General features: G+C 43.3%; 27 protein-coding genes, 1 tRNA gene, 1 rRNA gene and 1 pseudogene. 22 read left to right on the plus strand and 8 right to left on the minus strand.

All coding sequences use genetic code 11. The annotated features are described in order from the left end of the window. Window positions 1–132 precede the first annotated feature (132 nt). Both rrf and D8877_RS11135 read left to right on the plus strand, forming a co-directional pair. A 5S ribosomal RNA gene (rrf, locus tag D8877_RS11130) occupies window positions 133–248 on the plus strand. A gap of 5 nt (window positions 249–253) precedes the next feature. Continuing rightward, window positions 254–327: transfer RNA gene (locus D8877_RS11135), tRNA-Asn, on the plus strand. A gap of 231 nt (window positions 328–558) precedes the next feature. Here the strand turns inward: D8877_RS11135 and D8877_RS11140 are convergent. Further along, window positions 559–1,923: an aspartate kinase gene (locus D8877_RS11140; RefSeq protein WP_125341568.1), complete on the minus strand. Its 1,365-nt coding sequence runs from the start codon at window positions 1,921–1,923 to the stop codon at window positions 559–561. 252 nt (window positions 1,924–2,175) lie between these two features. Between D8877_RS11140 and D8877_RS11145 the strand changes: the two genes are divergently transcribed. From D8877_RS11145 to D8877_RS11220, 16 genes are all read left to right on the plus strand, one after another. Next, window positions 2,176–2,967 (plus strand): enoyl-CoA hydratase, encoded by a 792-nt coding sequence (locus D8877_RS11145; RefSeq protein ID WP_125353365.1) that lies wholly within the window; start codon window positions 2,176–2,178, stop codon window positions 2,965–2,967. A 141-nt stretch (window positions 2,968–3,108) separates the two neighbouring features. Next, window positions 3,109–3,543 carry a fatty acid biosynthesis transcriptional regulator FabT gene (fabT, locus tag D8877_RS11150; protein WP_002901186.1) on the plus strand — a complete coding sequence of 145 codons (435 nt, stop codon included), beginning with the start codon at window positions 3,109–3,111 and terminating at the stop codon, window positions 3,541–3,543. Continuing rightward, window positions 3,543–4,517, plus strand: coding sequence for a beta-ketoacyl-ACP synthase III (locus D8877_RS11155; protein ID WP_125337812.1), 975 nt, complete (start codon window positions 3,543–3,545; stop codon window positions 4,515–4,517). The genes fabT and D8877_RS11155 overlap by 1 nt, the downstream gene beginning before the upstream one ends. Window positions 4,518–4,572: 55 nt before the next feature. Then, entirely contained in the window at window positions 4,573–4,797 is a 225-nt protein-coding gene (locus D8877_RS11160) for an acyl carrier protein (RefSeq protein WP_002893611.1), read from the plus strand. Window positions 4,798–4,933: 136 nt separating this feature from the next. Beyond that, entirely contained in the window at window positions 4,934–5,908 is a 975-nt protein-coding gene (fabK, locus tag D8877_RS11165) for an enoyl-[acyl-carrier-protein] reductase FabK (RefSeq protein ID WP_125337811.1), read from the plus strand. Beyond that, a complete protein-coding gene (fabD, locus tag D8877_RS11170) occupies window positions 5,901–6,821 on the plus strand; it encodes an ACP S-malonyltransferase (protein ID WP_125353367.1) in 921 nt (306 codons plus the stop codon). The genes fabK and fabD overlap by 8 nt, the downstream gene beginning before the upstream one ends. 12 nt (window positions 6,822–6,833) lie before the next feature. Continuing rightward, window positions 6,834–7,568, plus strand: coding sequence for a 3-oxoacyl-[acyl-carrier-protein] reductase (gene fabG, locus D8877_RS11175; RefSeq protein ID WP_002893608.1), 735 nt, complete (start codon window positions 6,834–6,836; stop codon window positions 7,566–7,568). Between the two features lie 64 nt (window positions 7,569–7,632). Continuing rightward, on the plus strand, window positions 7,633–8,865 hold the full coding sequence (fabF, locus tag D8877_RS11180) for a beta-ketoacyl-ACP synthase II (RefSeq protein WP_002893606.1): 1,233 nt from the start codon (window positions 7,633–7,635) through the stop codon (window positions 8,863–8,865). Window positions 8,866–8,871: 6 nt separating this feature from the next. Next, entirely contained in the window at window positions 8,872–9,360 is a 489-nt protein-coding gene (gene accB, locus D8877_RS11185) for an acetyl-CoA carboxylase biotin carboxyl carrier protein (protein ID WP_125353369.1), read from the plus strand. Further along, window positions 9,357–9,779, plus strand: a complete 423-nt coding sequence (gene fabZ, locus D8877_RS11190) for a 3-hydroxyacyl-ACP dehydratase FabZ (RefSeq protein WP_002896886.1) — start codon at window positions 9,357–9,359, stop codon at window positions 9,777–9,779. Before accB ends, fabZ begins: the two co-directional genes overlap by 4 nt. A gap of 18 nt (window positions 9,780–9,797) precedes the next feature. Then, the gene (locus tag D8877_RS11195; protein ID WP_002901175.1) at window positions 9,798–11,165 is read left to right on the plus strand and encodes an acetyl-CoA carboxylase biotin carboxylase subunit; all 1,368 of its coding nucleotides are present in this window, start codon (window positions 9,798–9,800) and stop codon (window positions 11,163–11,165) included. A gap of 99 nt (window positions 11,166–11,264) precedes the next feature. Next, window positions 11,265–12,128, plus strand: coding sequence for an acetyl-CoA carboxylase, carboxyltransferase subunit beta (gene accD, locus D8877_RS11200; RefSeq protein WP_002901174.1), 864 nt, complete (start codon window positions 11,265–11,267; stop codon window positions 12,126–12,128). Then, on the plus strand, window positions 12,125–12,895 hold the full coding sequence (locus tag D8877_RS11205) for an acetyl-CoA carboxylase carboxyl transferase subunit alpha (protein WP_002911786.1): 771 nt from the start codon (window positions 12,125–12,127) through the stop codon (window positions 12,893–12,895). Before accD ends, D8877_RS11205 begins: the two co-directional genes overlap by 4 nt. Before the next feature lie 199 nt (window positions 12,896–13,094). Further along, the gene (locus tag D8877_RS11210) at window positions 13,095–13,643 is read left to right on the plus strand and encodes a carboxymuconolactone decarboxylase family protein (RefSeq protein ID WP_185760219.1); all 549 of its coding nucleotides are present in this window, start codon (window positions 13,095–13,097) and stop codon (window positions 13,641–13,643) included. An 18-nt stretch (window positions 13,644–13,661) separates the two neighbouring features. Continuing rightward, a complete protein-coding gene (locus D8877_RS11215) occupies window positions 13,662–14,726 on the plus strand; it encodes an acyl-CoA dehydrogenase family protein (protein ID WP_125341576.1) in 1,065 nt (354 codons plus the stop codon). A gap of 72 nt (window positions 14,727–14,798) precedes the next feature. Further along, a complete protein-coding gene (locus D8877_RS11220; RefSeq protein ID WP_125341577.1) occupies window positions 14,799–15,716 on the plus strand; it encodes a TDT family transporter in 918 nt (305 codons plus the stop codon). A 120-nt stretch (window positions 15,717–15,836) separates the two neighbouring features. Here D8877_RS11220 and serS read toward each other — a convergent pair whose 3' ends face one another. Continuing rightward, window positions 15,837–17,114: a serine--tRNA ligase gene (gene serS, locus D8877_RS11230; RefSeq protein WP_125341579.1), complete on the minus strand. Its 1,278-nt coding sequence runs from the start codon at window positions 17,112–17,114 to the stop codon at window positions 15,837–15,839. Window positions 17,115–17,424: 310 nt separating this feature from the next. On the opposite strand from serS, the gene D8877_RS11235 reads away from it, so the two are divergent. Genes D8877_RS11235 through D8877_RS11245 form a run of 3 tightly spaced genes read left to right on the plus strand, consistent with a single transcriptional unit; the run spans window position 17,425 to window position 19,199 of the window. Beyond that, entirely contained in the window at window positions 17,425–17,982 is a 558-nt protein-coding gene (locus D8877_RS11235) for a TetR/AcrR family transcriptional regulator (RefSeq protein ID WP_002923320.1), read from the plus strand. Further along, complete coding sequence (locus D8877_RS11240) at window positions 17,975–18,553, plus strand: NAD(P)H-dependent oxidoreductase (protein ID WP_002923321.1); 579 nt, start codon at window positions 17,975–17,977, stop codon at window positions 18,551–18,553. Before D8877_RS11235 ends, D8877_RS11240 begins: the two co-directional genes overlap by 8 nt. Before the next feature lie 13 nt (window positions 18,554–18,566). Then, window positions 18,567–19,199 carry a GNAT family N-acetyltransferase gene (locus D8877_RS11245; protein WP_125341580.1) on the plus strand — a complete coding sequence of 211 codons (633 nt, stop codon included), beginning with the start codon at window positions 18,567–18,569 and terminating at the stop codon, window positions 19,197–19,199. Between the two features lie 186 nt (window positions 19,200–19,385). Here D8877_RS11245 and D8877_RS11255 read toward each other — a convergent pair whose 3' ends face one another. From D8877_RS11255 to D8877_RS11280, 6 genes and pseudogenes are all read right to left on the minus strand, one after another. Continuing rightward, a complete protein-coding gene (locus D8877_RS11255; RefSeq protein WP_002908911.1) occupies window positions 19,386–19,748 on the minus strand; it encodes a DUF956 family protein in 363 nt (120 codons plus the stop codon). 70 nt (window positions 19,749–19,818) lie between these two features. Continuing rightward, on the minus strand, window positions 19,819–20,760 hold the full coding sequence (locus tag D8877_RS11260) for a PTS system mannose/fructose/sorbose family transporter subunit IID (RefSeq protein WP_002893579.1): 942 nt from the start codon (window positions 20,758–20,760) through the stop codon (window positions 19,819–19,821). 18 nt (window positions 20,761–20,778) lie between these two features. After that, complete coding sequence (locus D8877_RS11265; RefSeq protein ID WP_002893578.1) at window positions 20,779–21,585, minus strand: PTS mannose/fructose/sorbose transporter subunit IIC; 807 nt, start codon at window positions 21,583–21,585, stop codon at window positions 20,779–20,781. Between the two features lie 44 nt (window positions 21,586–21,629). Continuing rightward, complete coding sequence (locus tag D8877_RS11270) at window positions 21,630–22,625, minus strand: PTS sugar transporter subunit IIB (RefSeq protein WP_185760220.1); 996 nt, start codon at window positions 22,623–22,625, stop codon at window positions 21,630–21,632. A 460-nt stretch (window positions 22,626–23,085) separates the two neighbouring features. Continuing rightward, a pseudogene (gene adhP / locus D8877_RS11275) lies at window positions 23,086–24,104 on the minus strand (alcohol dehydrogenase AdhP). A 219-nt stretch (window positions 24,105–24,323) separates the two neighbouring features. Continuing rightward, window positions 24,324–25,136, minus strand: a complete 813-nt coding sequence (locus tag D8877_RS11280; protein ID WP_002901352.1) for a Cof-type HAD-IIB family hydrolase — start codon at window positions 25,134–25,136, stop codon at window positions 24,324–24,326. A 96-nt stretch (window positions 25,137–25,232) separates the two neighbouring features. Here D8877_RS11280 and D8877_RS11285 point away from each other — a divergent pair, with 96 nt between their 5' ends. Further along, on the plus strand, window positions 25,233–25,862 hold the full coding sequence (locus D8877_RS11285) for a DUF1361 domain-containing protein (protein ID WP_080979545.1): 630 nt from the start codon (window positions 25,233–25,235) through the stop codon (window positions 25,860–25,862). Window positions 25,863–25,952 lie beyond the last annotated feature (90 nt).

Below are 25,952 nucleotides of genomic sequence, written 5' to 3' on the forward strand. Positions count from 1 at the left end.
TCGAGGACTTATCCTAGAATAAGAGCTTCATCAGAGTGCAGCGAATGGTTTAGAGAAATGTGAGATTTGATATTGTATTCAATTTTGAGTTGACAAGGCTTGTCTGAGAGGACAGGAACGTTAATTCAATAGTTAAGTGACGATAGCCTAGGAGATACACCTGTACCCATGCCGAACACAGCAGTTAAGCCCTAGAACGCCGGAAGTAGTTGGGGGTTGCCCCCTGTGAGATATGGAAGTCGCTTAGCGTTTATCCGCCATAGCTCAGTTGGTAGTAGCGCATGACTGTTAATCATGATGTCGTAGGTTCGAGTCCTACTGGCGGAGTTTCAAAGAGGTTTTACCTCTTTTTTTGTACTTTTTGGTATTATTTACAATGGGAGATAATTCTATGATTGTGAGTGGTAGTGTTAAAAGCTATTGTTTTTCAGATAGTCTGTGAATTAAATAACAGTATTTAGCAGTTAAATCAAAAAGGCAGAAGTTAGTGCGTAACTAACTTCTGCCTTTTTCGATTATCGAGTGATTGTATGATAAAAATGCTTCTGAGGTTTGCATTTATGATTCTGTATTGACTTCAAAGAAGGCTCTATATAAAGCACGTATGGCTGCTTTTTCTTGATTTTTTTCCACAACAAACATGATGGATACTTCGCTTGAACCTTGGGACATCATTTGAATATTGATGTTGTTTTCTGAAAGAGCTTTGGTTGCAGTAGCTGTAACCCCGATATGACTCTTCATTTTTTCGCCGACAATCATGATAATGGAAAGGTTGTGTTCGATTTCTGCATGATCAACCTCTGCTTTTTGGACAAGCTGGCGAAGGATTTCTTCCTCTTTGATAGGAGTTAATTCGCGCTCGCGCAAGATAATAGAGAGGTCGTCAATTCCTGTAGGCATATGCTCCCAACCAATATTCAGGTCTTCGAGAATTTGAAGGACGCGTCTACCAAAGCCAATTTCTCTGTTCATCAGGTACTTGGACATGTTAATGCTGACAAATCCTGCATCTCCAGCAATCCCAACGACAGGGAGATGGTCCTTACTGTGTTTATGGACAATTTGAGTACCTGGATGTTCTGGATTGTTGGTATTTTTAATAACCAGCGGAATTTTGCCGCGGTATGCTGGAAGCAGAGCTTCATCGTGGAGAACGGTAAAGCCAGCGTAGGCCAATTCTCGCATTTCACGGTAGGTTAGCTCGGGAATGGAATGCGGTTTGTGGACAATGCCGGGATGGGCAGCAAAGATTCCATCAACATCAGTAAAGTTTTCATAAATATCTGCTTTGACCCCCGCAGCAATGATAGAGCCTGTAATGTCAGAACCACCACGGGAGAAAGTACAGATTTGGCCATCTTGAGTAACACCAAAGAAACCAGGGATAACTAGAACTTCATCAGAATTATTGAGTTCTTCAATCTTATCATAGCTGGAAGGAAGAATTCTTGCATTGCCAGGCTCACTGGAAACGACGAGTCCTGCTTCTCTCGGATGCACGTAGCTAGCTGGAACGCCATTTTGACTGAAATATGCTGCAATTAATTTGGCGTTGTTGTTTTCTCCTGCTGCAAGAAAAGTATCATAAAGAAATGCATTATCTTCAATTGGTACAGTTGCAAGGCTTGTGATGCTTTTGGAAATTTTCTCCAGAACTTTTGGTTTCAAACCTAATTCTGCAACCATATCTGCATAGCGATTGATAATCCACTGTTGGTTTGGTGTGACATCATTTCCTGCAATATACTCTCGGTAATATTTAATCAGGGCATCGGTTACTTTGATATCGTCGTCGTGGCGTTTTCCTGGCGCTGATACTACAACAAATCGACGTTCAGGATCAGATTTGACAATGTTCAAAACTTTTTCTAATTGAGTCGCAGAAGCCAGTGAACTTCCACCAAATTTTACAACTTTCATAGGCTCTCCTATCTTATTTTAAAAATTATAACAAAATTCTGAAAATTATTCAAACGTTGTTTTTATACTATTTTTACCCAAATTATTACTAATATCGTTTAAATCAGAACGCTAATTTATTTTTACCCATTTTTTTATTTCCTTTCTTTTATATTTTATGATAAAATATAAGTTGTGTATAATTTGAATATCAAATTATTTAATAATAAAATAAAACGGCTGATTTGAGATCGGGTCGGGAATGGAGCTGAAATGACATTTAATGGAATTCTCTATCATGTAGCAGATGAAATAGCAACGATTACTTTCAATCGTCCTGAAGTTTCAAATGGCTTTAATATTCCTATGTGTGAGGAAATTTTAGAGGCTATTGAACTTGCTGCTAAGGATGAGTCCGTCAAATTTTTAGTTATCAATGCGAATGGAAAGGTTTTTTCAGTGGGTGGAGACTTGGCTGAGATGCAGAGAGCAGTCAGTGATGATGATGTCCAATCCTTGGTGAAAATCGCTGAATTGGTCAATGATATTTCTTTTGCTATGAAACGCCTTCCTAAGCCTGTTATCATGAGTGTTGATGGTCCTGTTGCTGGTGCGGCTGCCAATATGGTCGTTGCAGCGGATTTCTGTATTGCGACTGAAAAATCCCGTTTCATTCAAGCCTTTGTCGGAGTTGGTCTGGCGCCAGATGCTGGCGGTCTTTTCTTACTGGCTCGTGCTATCGGGGTGACTCGGGCGACCCATCTGGTTATGACTGGGGAAGCTCTGACTGCAGAGAAAGCTCTGGATTATGGCTTGCTTTATAAAGTCTGTGAAGCAGAGAAATTGGAAAAAACAACGGAACAGTTGCTCAAGAAGCTGAAACGTGGCTCTCTGAATTCTTACAGAGCCATGAAAGAAATGGTCTGGAAGAGTCTGTTTAGCGGCTGGTCTGAGTATGCAGAACTAGAGTTAGAATTGCAGAAATCGCTGGCTTTCACAGAGGATTTCAAAGAAGGGGTTCGAGCTTATTCTGAGAAACGTCGTCCAAACTTCACTGGTAAATAATGTATTGGTTCAAGGTTGCTTATTTTGCAAGTTGTTTACAAAAATATTTGAAAATCAAATTAATTTTCAAAAAAGCTTGCAAATTACTTTTCTATCTGATAAAATTTGATTGTCAAAGTATTTTCTTAAGGAGGTATGGTTTTGAACTTTCAGTTAGTAAATGATTACTTAACGTCTATTTTCAATAATGTCTTGGTTATTGAAGAATCGAGCCTAAGAAGCAGTCGCTTCAACGATGTCTCCATTAAGGAAATGCATACAATAGATGTTATCGGCACAACCCCAAATGCTACTCCAAGTGATATATCACGAGAATTGATGGTTACCTTGGGGACTGTTACGACTAGTTTGAATAATCTGGAGCGTAAGGGTTATATTGAGCGGCGTCGGTCGGAAGTTGACCGTCGTGTGGTGCATCTGAATTTGACAAAGAATGGGCGGCTTTTGTATCGTCTTCACAAGAGATTCCACAACCGCATGGTCATGCAGGTAGTGGATGGGATGAGTCCAGAAGAGAGACAAGTGATGCAAAAGGGCCTGCAAAATTTATATAGTTTCCTAGAGGATTTGAAATAATGAACTATGCTAAGATTAGCCAAGTGGCTCATTATGCTCCCCGTCAGGTTGTCAGCAATGATGATCTAGCAGAGATTATGGATACCAGTGATGAGTGGATTTCAAGTCGAACTGGGATTAAAAAACGCCATTTATCGTCAGATGAGACGACCAGTGATTTAGCTACAAAAGTAGCAGAGAATTTGCTGCAAAAGTCAGGGACTTCTGCTCAAGACCTGGACTTTATCATTGTTGCCACCATTACGCCGGATTCTTTAATGCCTTCAACGGCTGCGAGAGTACAGGCCAATATTGGGGCCAAGAATGCATTTGCCTTTGATCTGACGGCGGCCTGCAGTGGCTTTATCTTCGCCTTATCGACTGGAGAAAAATTAATTTCTTCTGGCCGTTATCAAAAAGGTCTAATCATAGGTAGTGAGACCCTTTCTAAGACGGTAGATTGGTCGGATCGTTCAACGGCTGTTCTTTTCGGAGATGGTTCTGGCGGTGTTCTGTTGGAAAGTGCTTCAGAACAGCATTTTTTGGCAGAAAGTCAGTTTACGGACGGATCACGCGGAGATAGTCTGACCTGCGGAAAAATCGGTTTGGCTTCACCTTTTTCTGAAAAAGGTGAGAATCAGCCTTATCTGACAATGGACGGTAGAGCTATTTTCGATTTTGCTATTCGTGATGTTGCTCGTTCTATCAAAGAAACCATTGAAAACAGTCAGCTTTCAGCGGAAGATTTGGATTTTTTGTTGCTCCATCAGGCCAATATCCGTATTTTGGATAAAATGGCTAAGAAGCTTGGTGTTGCTCGGGAGAAACTTCCGGGCAACATGATGGAATATGGCAATACTAGTGCAGCTAGCATCCCGATTTTATTATCTGAGTGTGTCGAGCAAGGACTAATCAAACTGAACGGAAATCAGACAATTTTGATGTCAGGTTTCGGTGGAGGTTTGACATGGGGCACGCTTATTGTTACAATTTAGTTAATCAAGTGGAAACACATGATAAAAAATATTTTATTTTTAAAGGAGTCTATCCATGGCAGTATTTGAAAAAGTACAAGAAATTATCGTTGAAGAACTTGGCAAAGAGCCATCAGAAGTTACTCTTGAGTCAACTTTCGATGATCTTGAAGCAGATTCATTGGACTTATTCCAAGTGATTTCAGAAATTGAAGATGCATTTGACATCCAAATCGAAACTGAAGAAGGTTTGAACACAGTTGGTGATTTGGTTGCTTATGTAGAAGAAAAAACTAAATAAGCAAGTAACTGAGAGTATCGAAAGATATTCTCTCTTGTTTAGGTAATAGTTTGACTGTCAAAGTAAAGAAAATACAACGAGTATGTGATAGTTTGAGATCAAGCTATTACTTAAGCAATGATAAAAGGAAGGTATTATGCAAACACGTATTACAGAATTATTGAATATTGATTATCCTATTTTCCAAGGCGGGATGGCCTGGGTTGCTGACGGTGACTTGGCTGGCGCGGTTTCAAAAGCTGGCGGTCTTGGTATCATAGGTGGCGGAAATGCCCCCAAAGAAGTGGTAAAGGCTAATATTGACAAGATTAAGTCTTTGACGGACCGTCCTTTCGGAGTTAACATCATGCTTCTTTCTCCTTTTGCAGACGACATTGTGGATCTCGTCATTGAAGAGGGAGTAAAAGTAGTAACAACTGGTGCGGGTAATCCAAGCAAGCACATGGCTCGTTTCCATGAAGCGGGGATTACAGTTATCCCTGTTGTGCCAAGTGTGGCCTTGGCTAAGCGGATGGAAAAGATCGGTGCGGATGCAGTCATCGCAGAAGGTATGGAAGCTGGTGGCCACATCGGTAAATTGACTACCATGTCCTTGGTTCGTCAGGTTGCTGAAGCTGTTAGCATTCCAGTTATTGCTGCTGGTGGTATTGCGGATGGCCATGGAGCTGCGGCTGGCTTTATGCTGGGAGCTGAAGCTGTTCAGGTCGGTACACGCTTTGTCGTTGCTAAGGAATCAAACGCCCATCAAAACTATAAAGACATGATTTTGAAGGCTCGCGATATTGATACGACTATCTCTGCCCAGCATTTTGGTCATGCGGTTCGTGCTATCAAGAATAAGCTGACGCGTGATTTCGAAAAGGCAGAAAAAGAAGCCTTCAAGCAAGAAAATCCAGATTTGACTGTTTTTGAAAATCTTGGAGCTGGTGCTTTGGCCAATGCGGTTGTTCGCGGAGATGTGGAAAATGGTTCCGTCATGTCTGGTCAAATTGCTGGTTTAATCAGTAAGGAAGAAACAGTCGAAGAAATCCTCAAAGATATCTACTATGGTGCTGCTGAGAAGATTCAGCAGGAAGCAAAACGTTGGGCAGGAGTAACTAGAAATGACTAAAAGAGCCTTTCTCTTTGCCGGTCAGGGAGCGCAGTACCTTGGAATGGGGCGCGAGCTTTATGATCAGTATGAGCTTGTGAGGTCAACTTTTGATGAGGCTAGCCAAGTTCTAGGCTATGATGTCCGAGCTTTGATCGATCAGGATGAAGAAAAGCTCAATCAAACTCGCTACACGCAACCGGCTATTTTAACGACTTCAGTAGCTATTTATCGGCTCTTGGCTGATAAGGGAATCGAGCCTGATATGGTAGCAGGTCTCTCACTTGGAGAATATTCTGCTTTGGTGGCTGCGGGCGCTCTTGATTTTAAGACTGCAGTGGGCTTGGTCGCTAAGCGAGGTAGCTTCATGGAAGAGGCAGCTCCAGCTGGCTCTGGGAAAATGGTCGCAGTTTTAAATGCTGAGGTTTCTCTCATTGAAGAGGTCTGTCAAGAAGCAAGCGCTATTGGTGTAGTCTCACCAGCCAACTATAATACGCCAAGTCAGATTGTTATCGGCGGAGAAGTGGCGGCAGTGGATAAGGCTGTGGAACTTTTGAAAGATGCTGGTGTCAAGCGCTTAATCCCGCTCAATGTATCCGGACCTTTCCATACAGCGCTTTTAAAGCCAGCCAGTGAACGATTGGCAGAAGTCTTGGAAACAGTTGAGTTTTCAGATTTTGTACGGCCATTAGTCGGAAATACTGAAGCAACTGTGATGGAAAAAGAAAGAGTCAAAGAGCTTTTGACTCGTCAGGTAATGGAGCCAGTGCGCTTTTATGACAGCATTGCTACAATGCAGAAAGCTGGTGTGACTGAATTTATCGAAATCGGTCCTGGCAAAGTTCTGTCTGGTTTTATTAAGAAAATTGATAGGTCTGCGGATGTACGCCAAGTTGAAGATGTAGAAAGTTTGAATGCTCTTCTAGAAAAATAATGAGGAATCATCATGGAATTACAAAACAAGAATGTGTTAATTACAGGGTCTGCTCGTGGGATTGGTCTGGCAATTGCGCATAAATTTGCCAGTGTCGGAGCCAATGTTATCTTAAACGGACTAAGCGGGATTTCTGATGATATTTTGGCTGAATTTGCCGGTTATTCTGGTAAAGTCGTAGCTGTTATTGGGGATGTGTCTAAATCTGCGGATGCTCAGCGGATAGTAGAAGAAGCTGTTGCAGCTCTGGGGTCTGTGGATGTATTGGTCAATAATGCTGGTATTACCCGTGATAAGCTCATGCTGAAAATGACGGAAGAAGATTTTGAGCAGGTGCTGAAAGTGAACTTGACTGGAACATTCAATATGACACAATCAGTCCTGAAACCGATGACAAAAGCTCGTCAGGGTGCTATTATCAACCTATCGAGTGTCGTTGGTTTGGCTGGAAATATCGGTCAGGCAAACTATGCAGCTTCCAAGGCCGGTCTGATTGGTTTTTCTAAGTCAGTAGCCCGTGAAGTGGCAGCGCGAAATATCCGTGTTAACTGCATTGCCCCTGGCTTTATCGCATCTGATATGACAGATGTGCTCCCAGAAAAAATCAAGGAAGCGTCTCTGGCGCTCATTCCGATGAAGCGTTTTGGTACTCCGGAAGAAGTAGCAGATGTTGCTCTCTTCTTGGCAGGTCAAGAATATCTGACGGGTCAAGTCATCACGATTGATGGCGGCTTTACTATGCAGTAAGTCACAGTTTTTGAATATTAACGAGTAGAAAATCAGTTGATTCATCTAAATAAAGGAGCTCAATATGAAACTTAATCGAGTTGTTGTAACAGGATACGGTTTAACTTCACCTATCGGGAATACTCCAGAAGAATTCTGGAATAATTTAAAAGAAGGCAATATTGGAATCGGTCCAATTACTAAATTTGATCATAGTGAATACAGTGTTCACAATGCGGCGGAAATTCAGGATTTCCCTTTTGATAAATACTTTGTCAAAAAGGATACCAACCGTTATGATAATTACACACTTTATGCCATTTATGCTTCTCAAGAAGCGGTCAACAATGCTCACTTAGATGTAGATGCGTTGGATAAGGATCGCTTTGGTGTCATTGTGGCTTCAGGTATCGGCGGGATTCAGGAAATTGAAGAGCAGGTTGTTCGCTTGCATGAAAAAGGTCCTAAACGTATCAAACCTTTGACCTTGCCAAAAGCCCTGCCAAATATGGGGGCAGGAAATGTGGCTATGCGCTTTGGAGCCAATGGTATCTGTAAGTCTGTCAATACAGCTTGTGCCTCAGCTAACGATGCGATTGGTGAAGCTTTCCGCTCAATTAAGTTCGGTTATCAAGATGTGATGCTGGTTGGTGGCTCAGAAGCTTCTATTACACCATTTGCGATTGCTGGTTTCCAGGCTCTGACTGCTCTTTCTACGACAGAAGATCCTAAGCGTGCTTCTATTCCTTTTGACAAGGACCGCAATGGTTTTGTCATGGGTGAAGGTTCTGGTATGCTGGTTCTGGAAAGCTTGGAACATGCTGAGAAGCGTGGAGCGACTATCTTGGCTGAGGTGGTAGGATATGGTCATACTTGTGATGCTTACCATATGACTTCTCCGCATCCAGAAGGTTTGGGCGCTATCAAGGCGATCAAACAGGCGGTTGAAGAAGCTGAAATTGAGCCAAAAGATGTGGCTTATGTCAATGCTCACGGTACATCAACCCCTGCTAACGAAAAAGGCGAAAGCGGAGCCATTGTTTCTGTCTTTGGTAAAGATGTAGCGGTGTCTTCTACTAAATCCTTTACAGGACACTTGCTCGGTGCAGCAGGCGCGGTTGAGGCTATTGCAACGATTGAAGCGATGCGTCATAGCTATGTGCCAAAAACAGCTGGTACAACAGAGCTGCCAGACTATATTGAAGCCAACGTTATTTACGGTCAAGGTAAGGAACAGGAAATCCCTTATGCGATTTCCAATACATTTGGCTTTGGCGGCCACAATGCAGTTCTTGCCTTTAAACGCTGGGAGGCTTAAAAACCTATGAATATCAACGAAATTAAAGATTTAATGGCGCAGTTTGACCAGTCTAGTCTGCGTGAGTTTTCTTACAAAAATCAGAGTGATGAGCTGACTTTTAGTAAGAATGAAGGTCAGGCTGCAGTACCAACAGCCAGCTCTGCTCCAATTGCTGCACCTTTGCAGGCTGCGAGTGCGTCTGTGATTGAGGCAACTCCTCAAACAGCTCCGTCTGCAGAGCCAGAAACAGCTTCAGAAGCTCCGGCACCTGCTGCTGAAGGTGATGTTGTGGAAAGTCCTTTGGTTGGTGTGGCTTACTTAGCAGCTGGTCCAGACAAGCCGCCGTTTGTATCAGTTGGAGACCAAGTTAAAAAAGGTCAAACCCTAATGATTATTGAAGCAATGAAGGTCATGAATGAAGTTCCAGCACCAAAAGATGGTCTGGTTACAGAAATTCTAGTTCAGAATGAAGAAATGGTTGAATTTGGGAAAGGGCTGGTACGCATCAAATGATTGATATCAATGCAATAAAAGAAGCACTTCCGCACCGTTACCCAATGCTTTTGGTGGATCGTGTTTTGGAAGTTAGCGAAGATGAGATTGTTGCTCTGAAAAATGTGACAGTCAATGAGCCTTTCTTTAACGGGCATTTTCCTCAATATCCTGTTATGCCAGGTGTCTTGATCATGGAAGCTCTAGCTCAAACAGCCGGCGTGCTGGAATTGTCCAAAGAAGAAAATAAGGGCAAACTGGTCTTCTATGCTGGCATGGACAAGGTTAAGTTCAAGAAGCAAGTTGTACCAGGTGATCAGCTGATTATGACAGCTAAGTTTGTTAAGCGCCGCGGAACCATTGCGGTTGTAGAGGCGAAAGCAGAAGTTGATGGAAAACTGGCGGCCAGCGGTACCTTGACCTTTGCGATTGGCCAGTAGATAAAAGGAGCTTTCACCATGTTTCGTAAAATTTTAATTGCTAACCGTGGGGAAATTGCGGTCAGAATTATTCGTGCAGCTCGCGAGTTGGGAATTGATACGGTAGCTGTTTATTCAACGGCTGACAAGGAAGCACTCCATACCCTACTGGCTGATGAGGCTGTCTGCATCGGCCCAGCCAAGTCCACTGATTCTTATCTAAATATGAACGCAGTCCTGTCTGCTGCTGTCCTAACAGGTGCAGAAGCCATTCATCCTGGTTTTGGTTTTTTGAGCGAAAACTCTAAATTTGCGACCATGTGCGAAGAAGTCGGCATTAAGTTTATTGGACCTTCAGGTGCTGTTATGGACTTGATGGGGGACAAGATTAATGCTCGAGCTCAGATGATTAAGGCGAAAGTGCCAGTTATCCCAGGTTCTGATGGAGAAGTTCATACCTCTGAAGAAGCTTTGGAAGTCGCAGAAAAGATTGGTTATCCAGTCATGCTCAAAGCTTCTGCTGGCGGCGGCGGCAAGGGCATTCGTAAGGTTGAAAAGGCTGAGGATTTAGTAGCGGCTTTTGAGTCTGCATCTAGCGAAGCCAAAGCAGCCTTTGGTAATGGTGCCATGTATATGGAGCGAGTCATCTATCCAGCGCGCCATATTGAAGTGCAGATTTTAGCTGATCAGCAGGGACATGTGGTCCACTTGGGCGAGCGAGATTGCTCTTTGCAGCGTAATAATCAGAAAGTGCTTGAAGAAAGTCCATCTGTGGCGATTGGGAAAACCCTGCGTCAGCAGATTGGTGAAGCAGCTGTTCGGGCTGCTCAGTCTGTCGGCTATGAAAATGCCGGAACGATTGAGTTTCTGCTTGATGAAGCCAAGGGTGAATTCTACTTTATGGAGATGAACACTCGGGTGCAGGTTGAGCATCCAGTCACCGAGTTTGTTACCGGTGTGGATATTGTAAAAGAGCAGATTAAGATTGCAAACGGTCAAGAGCTGTCCTTCAGTCAGGATGATGTTGAAATCCGAGGGCATGCGATTGAGTGTCGGATCAATGCTGAAAACCCAGCCTTTAACTTTGCACCGAGTCCAGGTAAGATTTCAAATGTTTATCTGCCAAGCGGTGGAGTGGGTCTGCGCGTGGATTCAGCCGTCTATCCTGGCTATACCATCCCGCCTTACTACGATAGCATGATTGCGAAGATAATTGTTCACGGGGAAAACCGATTTGATGCTCTGATGAAGATGCAACGTGCACTCTATGAACTAGAAATTGACGGTGTTGTGACCAACAGCGGCTTCCAACTGGACTTAATCTCAGATCCTAATGTAATTGCTGGTGATTATGACACAGCCTTTCTCATGGAGAAGTTCCTTCCGGCTTATCAAGAGAAACAATAGATAAGACATGTAAGAACTGCTCTGTAAACTCGAAAGACAGTGGCTCTTGCTGTTTGATGTGCCTGAGTATAAAATCTTGAAAAGGAGAAGACGTAAACGATGGCTTTGTTTTCAAAGAAGGATAAATATATCCGTATCAATCCTAATCGAGCGAGTCGGGAAAAGCCTCAAGCAAAGCCTGAGGTTCCAGACGAACTCTTTTCGAAATGCCCAGGTTGTAAGCATACCATTTACCAAAAAGATCTTGGAAATGATAGTGTGTGTCCTAACTGTGGCTATAATTTCCGTATTTCTGCTCATGAGCGCTTAAACCTAACCGTAGATGAGAATAGTTTTGAGGAGATGTTCACTGGAATTGAAACCAAGGATCCTCTGAACTTCCCTAATTATCAAGAAAAATTGGCTCTTACCCGTGAGAAGACGGGACTTGATGAGGCGGTTCTGACTGGAACAGCTAGTATCAAGGGGCATAAAACGGCTCTTGGAATCATGGATTCAAACTTTATCATGGCTTCTATGGGGACAGTTGTGGGTGAAAAGATTACCCGTCTCTTTGAGTATGCAACAGAGCATAAATTGCCAGTCGTTCTGTTTACGGCTTCTGGCGGTGCTCGCATGCAGGAGGGTATTATGAGCTTGATGCAGATGGCTAAGGTTTCTGCGGCTGTTCAGCGGCACTCTGCAGCAGGCCTCTTCTATCTGACCGTCTTGACAGATCCGACAACTGGTGGTGTCACAGCCTCTTTTGCTATGGAGGGCGATATTATTCTGGCTGAAACTCAGGCTCTGGTTGGGTTTGCCGGGCGTCGAGTTATTGAGTCCACAGTTCGTGAGAAGCTGCCAGATGATTTTCAAAAGGCTGAATTTCTCATGGAGCATGGTTTTGTGGATGCCATCGTCAAGCGTGGTGACATGAGAGATACACTTGCTACCTTATTAGCATTCCATGGAGGTCAAGCATGACAAAAATCACTCGGATTATTAAAGAAGCGCGTGATCAGGCTCGTTTGACTGCGCTGGATTTTGCACAAGGAATTTTTGATAACTTCGTCGAGCTGCATGGGGATCGCTCTTTTCGAGATGACGGTGCGGTGATTGGAGGTATCGGGACGCTAAACGGTCAGCCTGTAACAGTGGTCGGTATTCAAAAGGGACGCAATTTGCAGGATAATTTGCGACGAAACTTTGGACAGCCGCATCCAGAAGGCTACCGCAAGGCTCTGCGTCTCATGAAGCAGGCGGAAAAATTTGGTCGTCCTGTGGTAACCTTTATCAATACGGCAGGTGCTTATCCTGGTGTCGGTGCTGAGGAGCGTGGCCAAGGGGAAGCCATTGCCCGTAACTTAATGGAGATGAGCAATCTCAAAGTACCGATTATTGCCATCATCATTGGTGAAGGTGGCTCAGGTGGTGCCTTGGCTTTGGCTGTAGCAGACAAGGTCTGGATGCTGGAAAACTCTATGTATGCAGTTCTCAGTCCAGAAGGCTTTGCTTCCATCCTCTGGAAAGACGGCAGCCGCGCTATGGAAGCTGCAGAGTTGATGAAAATTACTTCACATGAGCTCTTGCAGATGGAAGTGGTAGATAAGGTCATTCCTGAAAGAGGCTTTAACAACCATGAATTACTGGCTGCAGTGAAAGAAGAAATCGCAACGGAGTTGGATAGTCTGTCTCAGCTACCCTTGGAGCAATTATTGGAAAATCGCTACCAGCGATTCAGGAAATATTAAAAAATCGAAGCCCAAAGGCTTCTTTTTCTCGTTTCGGATTCTTGTTTGGAATTGATGTGGAGCTACCTCACGAGGGAAATATATTTTAGTTTGAAAAATCGCATTATATTCTCTTTATAGGACTTATATAAAATATATATTATACAAGCCATTGGTCCTATGTTAAGATAGTTTCTAATTAAAAGAAATGAGGTTTCATATGTCAGAATTTACTATCCACACGATTGAGTCCGCACCAGCCGAGGTAAAAGAAGTCCTGGAAACTGTTCAAAAAGATAACGGTGGCTACATTCCCAATCTTATCGGTCTTTTGGCCAATGCACCAACGGCTTTGGAAACTTATCGGACGGTTGGAGCCATCAATCGCCGTAACAGCCTGACACCGACTGAGCGTGAAGTAGTGCAGATAACGGCTGCAGTTACCAACGGTTGTGCTTTCTGTGTAGCGGGTCATACAGCCTTTTCAATCAAGCAGATTCAAATGAATGATGATCTTTTGGAGGCTCTGCGCAATCGTACTTCGATTGATACAGATTCGAAGCTAGATACGCTTGCTAAATTTACCATTGCTGTCATTAATACTAAGGGACGGGTCGGAGACGAGGCTTTGGCAGACTTCCTAGAAGCAGGCTATACGCATGAGAATGCTCTGGATGTAGTTCTGGGTGTCAGCCTTGCGACCCTTTGCAATTATGCCAATAATCTGGCCAACACGCCAATTAATCCGGAATTGCAACCTTATGCCTAGTCTTTGAGGAGGTAGCAAATGACATTTTTTTCAGAAGAGTTTATCAACTGGTTGGATGACCACGCTGACCAAATTGACAAAGAATCCTGTGCAGCGGGTAACCAACTGATTGAGCGTATCGCCGCTGAAGGAGCCTTTAGGGTTGGCGTTCCAGAAGAGCTGGGAGGCCGAGGTGGCAATGATACGGATGTGATTGAAGTGCTCAAGGAGCTGGCTCACCATTCCTTGACCGCTTCCTTTATCTCTTGGGGACAAAGGACCTTTATTGATAACGTTTTAAAGTCTTCTAATCCCTACTTTAGAGACCACTATTTGGAAGGGCTCTTGTCAGGGGAATATGCAGGTGCGACAGCCCTGTCCAATGCTGTTAAATTCCTGTCGGACTTAGAAGAGTTAAATGTCTCTATTGTAGAAGAAGACGGGAAGTTTTATCTCAAGGGACGTCTGCCTTGGGTAACCAATGCTCGCGCGGATCGCTTTCTCAGCATATTTGTTGCTGGTTTCGAAGATGGGAGCCGCCAGCCGCTGGTTCTGGCTGTGCCATCTGACGCAGAGAATTTCTCTCGTTCAGCGGATTTAGAGTTTGTATCCTTGCAAGGGGGAAATACAGCTGCCCTGACCTTTAATCATGTGCCTTTACAAGAGGAATGGATTCTTGCTCAAGATGCCCAGGCCTTTTTGGCAGAAAATCGCCCAGCTTTTCTAGGGTATCAGTTTGGTTTGGCTCTTGGCCTAGCAGAGAAATCGCTAGAGGAGGTCGAAGCTAATCTGTCAGTCCGCTCCATTTTGAGAGAGGAGTGGGAGGAGCAAGTGGCTGCTCTGACTGAAATCCAGGATCAGCTCTATAGAGGTCTTCTCCAGCCTGGCTATTTTATTGAGCATCCTAAGGAGCTCTTCCAGCTGCGAATTGATATAGTTGATGTGGTAGCCCAAAGTCTGCTCTTGGAGTTGCAGGCTAGTGGAGGCAGAGGATATTTGAGTAATTCGACTTCTGGCTTTATCCGCCGTTGGAACGAAGGAGCTTTTCTTCCCATTGTCTCACCGAGTGCAGTCCAGCTGCGGCATATTTTAGAAGTTTCATAGAAATGATAGCAAACAAACGTCTGATTGGCATTGAAAAGGGACTTCAAAACATTACTATAAAGGAGTTGCTTCGTGAACAGCAAACGACCTCCCATTCTCTTATCTGGGTTGATTCTTGGCCTATTTGGCTTAGCTAATCTTTTACTGAACTACCATTCTATCTTTTTCCACTTGTTAAATGGTCTGGCATTGATACTTTGGATTTATCTGACACTGGCTTTAGTACTGTCATTTTCGGACTATCGGCAAGATTTGCAAAAGGCCCCTTTCTTATCGAGCTTTGCGACTTATCCAATGGCTAGTATGCTCTTAGCTGCTTACCTGAACAAGCTTGGTTTACTTTGGATAAGCCAATTAATTTGGTACATGGCCTTGTTGCTGCATATTGTTCTAATAGCTATCTTTACATGGAAGTATGTGCTTAAGGCTGAGGGATTATCTTTGACCCCGAGCTGGACGGTTCTCTATGTTGGATTGGCCATGGCAAGCTTGACCCAGGGAGTAGTTCATCAGCTGCTTTTGGGCTATTTGGCTTGGTTTTTTGCTCTGCTACTGAGTTTGATTCTCTATCCCTTGTTTTACAAGGTTAGGCGGTCACAAAGGCTGCCTGATGCTTTAAAGCCGCAGTGGGCCATTTACTGTGCGCCTTTCTCGCTCCTGCTGGGAAGCTATATCCGTCTGGCTGGTGCTGATGCTGAAGGTTGGTTTGTTGCCTTGCTGCTCCTCTTATCGCAAGCCTTTTATCTGTTGGTTTTATGTCTTTTACCTCGCATTTTCCGACTGGGTCCTCAGCTTAGCTGGTCAGCCTTGACCTTTCCTCTTGTCAATACAGCTTTTGCTCTGAGACTGGGACTTGATTATCTAGGTTGGACCTGGCTTGTTTGGCTAAGTCATGCAGAAGCTCTGCTGGCTTTCGTAATTGTCCTCTATGGTTGTTTTTACTATGCAGTCTCATTGCGAGCCAGAAAGATAACAAAAAATCCGAGATGATACTCTTTGAAAATCTGTTTTTGATTTTCTCTGAGTTGAACTCGGATTTTTTTAATTTTAGCAAAATAAGTCTGCATTCAGACCTAGTGATACAGGCAAAGTATCAGGATAATCTGCTTTTTATTTTGGCGCTATAACTTCTAAGCCACCCATGTACGGACGCAGAACCTCTGGGATAGTCACAGAGCCATCTTCGTTTTGGTAATTTTCTAAGATAGCTGCTACTGTACGTCCGACAGCCAGCCCAGAACCGTTGAGAGTATGAAGGAGTTTGACCTTGCCATCTGCTTCGTCACGGTAGCGGATTTGAGCTCGACGAGCTTGGAAGTCTTCTGTGTTAGAGCAACTAGAGATTTCACGGTAGGTATTCTGAGCAGGAATCCAAACTTCCAAGTCGTAGGTCTTAGCAGCTGAGAAGCCCATATCCCCAGTACAGAGTGCTACAACTCGGTAAGGCAGATTCAGCTTTTGCAGGATGTTTTCAGCGTTGGCAGTCATCTTTTCCAGCTCTTGATAAGATTCTTCTGGCTTGGCAAACTTAACCATTTCAACCTTATGGAATTGGTGCAGACGGATGAGACCGCGCGTGTCACGACCAGCAGAGCCAGCTTCAGAGCGAAATGACGGACTCATAGCTGTGAAGTAGATTGGCAATTCTTTGCCGTCTAAAATTTCGTCTCGATAATAGTTGGTCAGCGGAACTTCAGCAGTCGGAATCAGAACGAAGTTGGTATCGCTTAGCTCAAATGTATCTTCTTTGAACTTAGGATATTGCCCTGTCCCAAACATAGAATCATGGTTGACCATGTAGGGAGTGATGACTTCTGTGTAGCCTTCTTTGCCATGCTCGTCCAGCATGAAGTTGTAGATAGCACGCTCTAATCGAGCTCCTAAGCCCTTATAGAAGAGGAAGCGAGCACCAGTAACTTTTGCTCCACGCTCCCAGTCCAAGATGTCCAGATTTTCACCCAAATCCCAGTGAGCTTTAGCTTCAAAGTCAAATTGGCGCGGTGTCCCCCAGCGACGGACTTCGACGTTTTCGTCCTCATCTGCTCCGACAGGAACACTTTCGTGCGGGATGTTAGGCAGAGTGGTAGTGAACTCAGTCAACTTAGCATCCAGCTCAGCCAAGGTTGCGTCTAAGTTCTTGACTTCAGCAGAAAGTTTTTGCATAGCAGCAATCTTGTCATCTGCATTTTCTTTGTTGCGTTTAGCTTGAGCAATTTCAGCAGAAACGGTATTGCGCTCTGCCTTGAGTTCTTCGACCTTGACTAACAAATCCCGGCGTTCTTTGTCAATGGTTTTCATTTGGTTGAGTGTAGCAGCGTCAACACCTCGCGTGGCCAATTTTTCAGCGACAGAATCAAAGTCCGTACGGATGCGTTTTAAATCTAACATAGGTACCTCCAAAAATAAAAAGCACTTTATGAAACTGTTGGAGCGGCATAGCCGCGGTTCCATCCAACTTCACAAAAGTGCACTTGCTTAATTATTCATTTTTAAACTAACGGTAGAATTTCCTATTTTCTCCTTATCTGCTCACAGCCGCCGCAGACTTTCTGAAAAGTGTCCAATAGTACTTATCCGTTTCGACTATTATACAGGATTTTCCGGAAAATGTAAATCCTAGGATAGGAAAAATCTTGACAGAAAAAGATAACTGTGTTATCTTTAGATAAAGGTAACGTCGTTATCTAAAGGAGTTCTTATGGTAAAACAAACAACGCGCGACCGTATGATTGAGAAGGCAAGCCAGCTTATCAGAGAATATGGCTATCAGAATATCCCTCTGAGGAAACTGGCATCTTTGCTGGGGGTTACGACTGGTGCTTTTTACAAGGCTTTTGAAAACAAGGAGGATCTTTACTATCAGGTCTGTCTTTTGGAAAACCAGAGCCAGCTTAGACGTTTAGAGGAGCAGTATCTTGACGGAGTATCTGATCCTTTGGATTGCATTTGGCAAATAGGACTCTTTCTTTTTTCGGAATATGAGTCCAACAGCCGGATGATGGATTTTCTCTTTTTCAGTCCTGTGGCGATAGAGGCTTACCGGAAAGGTGAGCTTCTGGAAATCGGGAATAAGACAGTGGCTTATCTGGATAGGCTGCCTATTGAGAGTCAGAAAGAGAAAAAGATTCTCTTGCTCAAGCTGGACACCTTCATCACAGGCTATGGGCATTTTATTGCCAAAGGCTTGGAGCCTTTTGATGAGGAAGTCTATCGCTCAATGTTCAATGATTTACTAGGAGGTTACAAATATGAGTAAAAATCTCATTGTTTATGCACATCCCTATGATAAAAGCTTTAACCATGCTATTTTAGAGCAGGTTCAGGACTTGTTGGAGAAGAAAGGTCAGACCTATGAACTGATCGATCTCTATGAGGATGGTTTTAATCCTGTCTATACCAAGGAAGAGCTAGCGCTTTTTAATAAAGGTCAGGCACTAGACCCGCTGGTTTTAAAATATCAGGAAGCTCTTGCGTCCTGTGACCGCCTTATCATGATTTTTCCTATCTGGTGGGCGGATATGCCAGCTATTGTCAAGGGCTTTGAAGATAAGGTCTTTTTGAAAAATAAGATTTACGAGGAGACGAAGACTCGCCAGTTAGTTGGTCGTTTGACCAATATTAAAGAGGTATTGGCTATTACTACCTCTGCAGCACCGACCTTCTATCTTAAATATTTCTGTGGTGATGTCGTCAAGAAAGCCATGTTGGGCCATGCCTTTAAGTCTATCGGTGCTAGACAGCGCCGTTGGTTGAATTTCGGGAATATTTCTCAGTCTACAGCTGAAAAACGTCAAGCTTTTTTAGAAAAATTAGCAGAAAAGATTTGAGGAGGTAGCTATCATGATTCGTTTTAGAAGAGCAGATGAAAGGGATCTTGCTGCTGCGGTCTCGGTTTTAACTGCTGCTTTTGCGGAGCATGAGGTCTACAGAGAAAAATTCCGTCCTCTCTTTGGCAGCAGCTGGTCTTATATTGATTTTCTAAATAGATTGCATGCAGTTATGGTTAAGGCGGCGATGCGTCATCATATTTGCCTGCTTGCTGAAGTGGACGGGCGTCTTATGGCGGTCGCTACTATTCATAAGCTCGGTAGCCATCCTGTCGGTATACTTTCCTTTTTGCAGGCAGGAGCATGGAGGATGTGGCAATATATTCCCCAGCTTTTAGCCTTTCAAAAAGTCTTTGGGGAGGGGAGCAAAGAAGCTAAGAAAAGGGGTGTTTCAACTCTATATCTTGAACTGCTGGGTGTGCTGCCTGATTATCAAGGACAGGGAGTTGGCGGTCTTTTTATCTCAAAGGGACTTGAGCTGCTTGCCAAAGAAGAGAAATGCCAGAGGCTTACTTTGATTACTCATACAGAAAGCAACTGTCGTTTTTACAAAAAGAACGGATTTAAACAACTAGATGCCCGTGATGTTGAAGGTGTTAAGACATGGACTTTCGAGAAAAATTTAGCTGATGTTTATACTTTTTAAAAATCTAATGATGCGGTCTTGCGTTGATAATGTTAGCTTACCCCACCCTATCATTTCAAGGGGCTGAAATAGTGCATTCTTAGATTGTTTCACTTTCCAATTTTTTGTGCTAGCTCCATCTTGCTGATACAAGCAGCTTTTATCTTAGTCGAAAATATAAAAAATAAGGTTGAAACTTTTTCAACCTTATTTTTTCTTCTTAAAGATTCCAGCAATTTTTTGTAACAGAGTCGGCAATCTAACGACCTTGTCATTACCAATATGCTCCCGCGCAATTTTGAGAATCTTACCAGAGTCTTTGGAGGCAAAGAGGAACTTTCCTTTATCAGTCCAGATTTCAAAGTGGCGGCTGACTTTCTTGCCAGAAACATTAGCACCGATAGCAGTGATGCTAGTCCAAGGCAGCTGGATATAATCTTCTACATTGGCATCAGCGTAAAACTCCAGAGCAGTCTCGCCGATTAAAAATTTCCCAACCTTTCCGCCTAATCCAAGATAGGATACGCCAGTAGTATTAAACTCAACTGTTTTGTTTTGTGACTGTGCCATAGAGTAACTCCCTTTTAGATAATATAGCTATTATACCACAATAAAAAGAAGGCCGAAACCTTCTTTTTGATTACATCAAACCAGCAACGTGAGCTAGTACACCAACTACAAAGAGGGCGATGATGATAGTGATAGGGGATACTTTCTTCTTAAGCAACCACATACAAGCGAAAGTTAGAAGCAGTCCCATCAAACCAGGAATCAAGGAATCCAAGTTTTGTTGGAAAGTTGTAACTTTTTCAGGGGTTTGAGATAGTCCTTGACCTACTTGAGCAAAGGCTTCTTGGATACCTTTATAGCCACTAGACAATTTGTCCCAATGGATATATGCTTTATCATCTAGCTTAACAGATGAAACGTTAAAGACAAACTTAATAGATACCCAGCGCTCAACCAGAACAGCCAAGATAAACATACCTAGGATTGAAGCACCTTTGGTAATGTCTTGAAGGATACCACCAGACATGTCCTTAGTGATTTCAGAACCAGCCTTGTAGCCCAATTCTTGTGTGTACCAGAGGAAAGCCATCCGGATAGCATTCCAAGCTAAGAAGAAGATAAGTGGACCAATGATATTTCCAGTCAAAGCAAGAGATGCCCCAAGTGCACCAAGGATAGGACGAACTGTGAACCAGAAGACAGGGTCTCCGATACCAGCCAGAGGTCCCATCATACCGATTTTAACCCCTTGGATAGCCGCATCGTCAATTGCTGCACCATTTGCTTTTTCTTCTTCAAGCGCAAGTGTAACTCCGATGATTGGAGCTGCAACATATGGGTGAGTGTTGAAGAATTCCAAGTGACGCTCAAGAGCAGCAGCTTGATCTTCTTTTTTAGTATAAAGTTTCTTAATAGCTGGAATTAGTGAATAAGCCCAGCCCAAGTTTTGCATACGTTCGTAGTTCCAAGAACCTTGCAAGAAAGTAGAACGCCACCAAACTTTTTGACGGTCAGCCTTTGAAAGAGTCAATTTTCCTGACTCATCAGGTTTTACAGTATTTAATTCTGTCATGATAGTGTATCTCCTTTCTTAGTAGTCTTCTAGGATGTCGCCGATTGGATCGTTAGATGAAGCTGTTGCTCCACCGCCACCATTTCCGCCTTTTTTAGACAAGGCAAGGTAGATGAGGGCAATAGCGACACCAATTGCACCGAGGGCAATCAGAGTGAGTTCGCTGACAGCAGCCAAAGCAAAACCAATAGCGAAGAATGGCCATACTTCACGAGTTGCCATCATGTTGATAACCATGGCATAACCAACGGCTACGACCATACCACCACCGATTTGCATCCCTTCTGATAGCCAAGCTGGCATAGCTTCAAGAGCAGATTTAACAGACTCAGCAGGAATCATCAAAAGAAGTGCTGCCGGGATAGCAATACGTGCTCCTTGCATGAAGAGAGCGATAAAGTGAGCGCGTTCAACTCCTTTAATGTCTCCTTTTTTCGCAGCAGCATCTGCACCGTGAACCAAACCGACTGACAAAGTGCGGACAATCATAGTCAAGAAGAGACCAGCAACAGCAAGTGGAATAGCAACACCTTGTGCTACAGCGATTCCTTTGCTTGAGAAGTCTCCACCCAGTACCATGATGATGGCAGCGGCAACAGAAGCGAGGGCGGCATCAGGTGCTACAGCAGCTCCGATATTAGCCCAGCCAAGAGCGATCAGCTGGAGAGAGCCACCCAGCATAACACCAGCAGCCAAATTACCAGTTACCAGTCCAATCAAGGTACAAGCAACCAGCGGTTGGTGGAATTGGAATTGGTCCAAGATACCTTCTAGCCCAGCTAAGAAGGCAACAAAGACTACTAAAACCATAGAAATAATAGACATGTTCTAAATCCTTTCGTAAATTAATAAAAGCAAAACGTTTGATTCTACTGCACGTTGGCTTTCTTAATCAAATCAAACAAATCTTTTTTAGAGTCATTTGGTACTTTACGTACGTCGAATTCAACGCCAAGGTCACGCAGCTTTTCATAAGTAGCAACGTCTTCCTTGTCCATTGACAGTACGTTGTTGACCATTGTTTTACCAGTTGAGTGAGCCATAGAACCGACATTAAGTGTCTTGATTGGCACACCGCCTTCAATAGCGCGGAGGGCATCTTGAGGAGTTTCAAATAGAATCAAGGCATGTGTGTTGCCAAAGCGAGGGTCTTTTGAAACAGCAATCAATTTGTCGATTGGAACAACATTTGCTTTGACATTACCTGGTGCAGCTTGCTTAATCAATTCTTTACGAAGTTCGTCTTGAGCAACTGAGTCAGAAGCAACGATAATACGATCTGCTTTTGAATCTGGTGTCCAAGCTGTTGCTACCTGACCGTGCAGCAAGCGTGTGTCGATCCGGGCAAGGTTGATTTTAAGCTTGCCGTCACCGATTACAGTCCCTTCAGGGATTGCTGCTTGGGCAACTGGAGCAGCTGTAGCAGGAGCATTTGCTTCTTCAGCAGCAGGGTTCAGCTCTTCAGGCAGAGCTTTGACTCCTTCCTTGGCTTCTTTGATGATATTGGCCACTACAGCTTCAACGCCGGCGGTGGCATCCATCATCCTTTCTGTATAAGCTTGAATCAGCATAGGCAGGTTCAAGCCTGTAATGATAGCGAACTTGCGGTCTGGATTTTCACCCATGACACGGCTAGCTTGGTTGAATGGAGAGCCACTCCAAAGGTCAGCCAAGACCAACACTTCATCGTCCGCATCAAACGAAGCCACAGCGTCATTGAACTTTGCATAGAGATCATCTGGTCCTTCGTTGGGCATAAAAGTAACAACTTGTACTTTTTCCTGCTCACCGAAAATCATAGAACCTGATTGATGAATACCAGCAGCAAATTCACCGTGGCTAGCAATAATGATTCCGATACTCATTATTGACATTCCTCCTTATAAAATGTTTGACTTAAGTTTTAAGAAAACTTTAAGGCAAGTTTATTATAAAACGTTTTCATGAAAAATGCAAGCGTTTGTTCCTAAAAACGACTTTTTCTTTCAAAAAAGTCAGTATTTGCTGAACCCCTGATAAATATAGGTATAAGCAAACCTTAGCTATAGAAATGTTTTAATAAATTAGGAAAACAGAAAATACAATAGATTAATATATGAAAAACGTTGAAATAATATGAAAGAGACTTTTGAAATGACGGAAGAGACTTTTGTTTGAGAAAGTGTTTATTTATCAAAAAAGAAAGAGGAGGACCAAAGACAAAAAATCGCATCTTATGTCTTTAGTCTCCCTCTGTAATGGCAAAAGTTTCTAAATAATATCAAGTCTGTCCATCATAAGTTTCCAAGAGTTTGGTAAATGTTGGGACTGACATGCTTTAAAGCATTAGTGTGTGAAGTCAAGTACCATACGTCCCTGAATGGTACCCGCTTCCATTTCGTCAAAGACATCCACAGCATCTGAAACAGGGCGTTTTTGAACGACAGGAACCACTAATCCTTCAGCGCCAAACTGGAAGGCTTCTTCCAAGTCCTTGCGAGTACCAACGAGGGAACCGATGACTTGGATACCATCTAAAACGGTTTTGACAATGCTGATATCCATCATTTCAGATGGTAATCCAACGGCAACTACCCGACCGCCAGCACGAACAGAGTCAACAGCTTGGTTGAAGGCAACTTTAGAAACGGCTGTTACTACTGCAGAATGCGCACCGCCAGTTTTTTCTTGGATAAGAGCAGCGACATCATCAACTTCATGACCGTTGATGACGATATCAGCACCAACTTCTTTGGCCAGAGCGAGCTTGTCATTGTTTATATCAACAGCGACTACATGGGCATTAAAGACTTTCTTGGCATATTGAACCGCTAGGTTACCCAAACCACCTGCTCCAAAAATAACTGTCCATTGGCCTGGCTGCAGCTGGGCTTCTTTGATTGCCTTATAGGTAGTTACGCCGGCACAGGTGATAGAAGAAGCTTGGACAGGATCTAGTCCTTCTGGAACTTTGACTGCATAATCAGCTGTTACGATACATTGCTCTGCCATCCCACCATCAACGGAATAACCAGCATTTTTTACTGTACGGCAAAGGGTTTCGCGGCCAGTTGTACAGTATTCACAAGCGCCGCAGCCTTCAAAGAACCAGGCAACACTGATGCGGTCTCCGACCTTGAGACTTTTTACATCTGGAGCGATTTCTTTGACAATACCGATACCTTCATGCCAAGAACGCGACCCGGTACCTTACCAAAGTCACCATGTGCGACATGCAAATCAGTATGGCAGACACCACAGTATTCGATATCAACGAGAGCTTCCCCTGTTTCAAGCGGACGCATTTCTTTATTTTCAACGAGTTGGACATTAGTTCCCTCTGGATTTACAACAACTGCTTTCATAAGTAGTTTCCTCCTGTTATTTAGTTTTTGATTATGTTAATTACATTACAAACTCAAACAAATGGCAAACGCTTACAAATCTAAGAGTGAATTCACTCTAATATTCTGACATAGCTGATAAGCTCCTATGTTTAAAGCTTTTTGAACCTGATAGAGGTCGTGAGAAGACAAAAAAGAAAAAGACGAACTCTCGAACAGAGTTTGCCTAATTGTCTACTTTTATAAAAAGAGTTTGTTGAGCTCGTGGGCGACGCCATCTTGGTCATTGGTCAAAGACAATTGCTGGTCGGCGTATGGAAGAAGGTCAGTATTGGCATTTTTCATGGCATAGCCAGTGCCAGCAAAGGACAGCATCTCAGTATCATTTTGCTCATCTCCAAAGGCAATCAGATTTTTACGGTCTACATTGAGAACATTAAGCAGGTACTGAAGGGCAAAGGCCTTATTGACACCTTTGGGAGCACACTCGAGGATGTTGAGTGGGCCGCCCCAAGAGTTGATAGAAAGTTCATGCTGGTAAAAAGCATTCATTTCTTCTGCCAAAGCATATTTGTCAGCTGCTCGCGTCTGCAGGAGAATGGCGTTAGGATTCTCCGTTACAAGATTGGCTTGAAACTGGTTTTCAGGTTTGAAAGCATCGATGCCAAAGAGCTTGGGATCAGCGATTTCTTCATTGGGATTGGTGATATAGAATTTATTGCGGTATTCGCCGGCAATGAAATCCGCTTCAATCTCATCCCTACGCTTAACCATATCCAGCAGAAAGGACTTGTCCAGCGTCAGCGATTTTTCAAAATCCCATTTCTTTTCTGGAATGTGAGTCAGAGAGCCATTGAAGTTGATCATGGGCGTATTGAGCTCTAATTCTTTATAATATTTCAAAGCCATGCGGTAAGGCCGGCCTGTTGTGATAATAACCTTGTGGCCCTTTTGGGAAATTTTTTTGATGGTTTCTTTGGTGAAATCAGACAGATTGCTATTAGAGTCCAGCAAGGTTCCGTCCAAGTCCACAGCGATTACTTTTTTTGTCATGTGAGTCTCTTTTCAGTGATAATACAGACTATTATAACAGAATTCAGTGTAAATAACACGACTTATGTTATAATGGTGCTCTAATCAGTCACAATTATGACACACCAAGGAGGAGCTTTTCGTATGCGTAAACCGATCATGATTCATGCTCTTTTTCTGATGATTGCCTTTTTTATCTATATCCAATCTCTAAATGGCGGTCCGACCTATCTCATCTGGAATATGACCTTGGCCTTAATCAGCTATGATGTAGCAGTCTCGACACTTTTATTCAAGAAACAGAAATGGGCTTATCCTCTTCTTTTCTTGCTGTGGTTGCTTTTCTTCCCCAACACTTTCTATATGATTACCGATTTGATTCATATGACTTGGGTGGCAGATGTTCTGAGTAAGCCAAGTGTTTTCCTGCTCTTTTTAGCTTTTGTCTCTAGTATTTTGTTCGGTATTTTCTGTGGTATGGAGAGCTGGTATGTCATCAAGGAAGGCTGGAAGCTTAACTGGTATTTGGACTTGTTGCTGACAGCAGCTTTGTCGGCTGTGTCCAGTCTGGCTATCTACATAGGACGTTATGATCGCCTCAATAGCTGGGATTTATTACTTCATCCACAGCTGGTTATACAGAAGCTTTTGCAAACTTTGCAGCCTGATCGTCTGCCTTTCATTCTTGGTTTTACTTTTTTGCAGTTTATGAGTTTGGTGTTTCTGATGAAAGATAATAAAAAATAAGAACAGTGAGACATTCACCTTGAAAAAGTGAATGTTTTTTATTATAATTTAAAATATCGTTCGCAAATAAACGAAATTCAATATGTTTTT

The sequence above is a fragment of the Streptococcus sanguinis genome, assembly GCF_003943735.1.
In the GTDB taxonomy this organism is placed as follows: Bacteria; Bacillota; Bacilli; order Lactobacillales; family Streptococcaceae; genus Streptococcus; species Streptococcus sanguinis_E.

Coding starts and splice junctions, on each gene's coding strand:
- D8877_RS11140 (WP_125341568.1), bottom strand. CDS start 1,923: ATGAAAGTTGTAAAATTTGGTGGAAGTTCACTGGCTTCTGCGACTCAA.
- D8877_RS11145 (WP_125353365.1), top strand. CDS start 2,176: ATGACATTTAATGGAATTCTCTATCATGTAGCAGATGAAATAGCAACG.
- D8877_RS11155 (WP_125337812.1), top strand. CDS start 3,543: ATGAACTATGCTAAGATTAGCCAAGTGGCTCATTATGCTCCCCGTCAG.
- D8877_RS11160 (WP_002893611.1), top strand. CDS start 4,573: ATGGCAGTATTTGAAAAAGTACAAGAAATTATCGTTGAAGAACTTGGC.
- fabK (WP_125337811.1), top strand. CDS start 4,934: ATGCAAACACGTATTACAGAATTATTGAATATTGATTATCCTATTTTC.
- fabD (WP_125353367.1), top strand. CDS start 5,901: ATGACTAAAAGAGCCTTTCTCTTTGCCGGTCAGGGAGCGCAGTACCTT.
- fabG (WP_002893608.1), top strand. CDS start 6,834: ATGGAATTACAAAACAAGAATGTGTTAATTACAGGGTCTGCTCGTGGG.
- fabF (WP_002893606.1), top strand. CDS start 7,633: ATGAAACTTAATCGAGTTGTTGTAACAGGATACGGTTTAACTTCACCT.
- accB (WP_125353369.1), top strand. CDS start 8,872: ATGAATATCAACGAAATTAAAGATTTAATGGCGCAGTTTGACCAGTCT.
- fabZ (WP_002896886.1), top strand. CDS start 9,357: ATGATTGATATCAATGCAATAAAAGAAGCACTTCCGCACCGTTACCCA.
- D8877_RS11195 (WP_002901175.1), top strand. CDS start 9,798: ATGTTTCGTAAAATTTTAATTGCTAACCGTGGGGAAATTGCGGTCAGA.
- accD (WP_002901174.1), top strand. CDS start 11,265: ATGGCTTTGTTTTCAAAGAAGGATAAATATATCCGTATCAATCCTAAT.
- D8877_RS11205 (WP_002911786.1), top strand. CDS start 12,125: ATGACAAAAATCACTCGGATTATTAAAGAAGCGCGTGATCAGGCTCGT.
- D8877_RS11210 (WP_185760219.1), top strand. CDS start 13,095: ATGTCAGAATTTACTATCCACACGATTGAGTCCGCACCAGCCGAGGTA.
- D8877_RS11215 (WP_125341576.1), top strand. CDS start 13,662: ATGACATTTTTTTCAGAAGAGTTTATCAACTGGTTGGATGACCACGCT.
- serS (WP_125341579.1), bottom strand. CDS start 17,114: ATGTTAGATTTAAAACGCATCCGTACGGACTTTGATTCTGTCGCTGAA.
- D8877_RS11235 (WP_002923320.1), top strand. CDS start 17,425: ATGGTAAAACAAACAACGCGCGACCGTATGATTGAGAAGGCAAGCCAG.
- D8877_RS11240 (WP_002923321.1), top strand. CDS start 17,975: ATGAGTAAAAATCTCATTGTTTATGCACATCCCTATGATAAAAGCTTT.
- D8877_RS11245 (WP_125341580.1), top strand. CDS start 18,567: ATGATTCGTTTTAGAAGAGCAGATGAAAGGGATCTTGCTGCTGCGGTC.
- D8877_RS11255 (WP_002908911.1), bottom strand. CDS start 19,748: ATGGCACAGTCACAAAACAAAACAGTTGAGTTTAATACTACTGGCGTA.
- D8877_RS11260 (WP_002893579.1), bottom strand. CDS start 20,760: ATGACAGAATTAAATACTGTAAAACCTGATGAGTCAGGAAAATTGACT.
- D8877_RS11265 (WP_002893578.1), bottom strand. CDS start 21,585: ATGTCTATTATTTCTATGGTTTTAGTAGTCTTTGTTGCCTTCTTAGCT.
- D8877_RS11270 (WP_185760220.1), bottom strand. CDS start 22,625: ATGAGTATCGGAATCATTATTGCTAGCCACGGTGAATTTGCTGCTGGT.
- D8877_RS11280 (WP_002901352.1), bottom strand. CDS start 25,136: ATGACAAAAAAAGTAATCGCTGTGGACTTGGACGGAACCTTGCTGGAC.
- D8877_RS11285 (WP_080979545.1), top strand. CDS start 25,233: ATGACACACCAAGGAGGAGCTTTTCGTATGCGTAAACCGATCATGATT.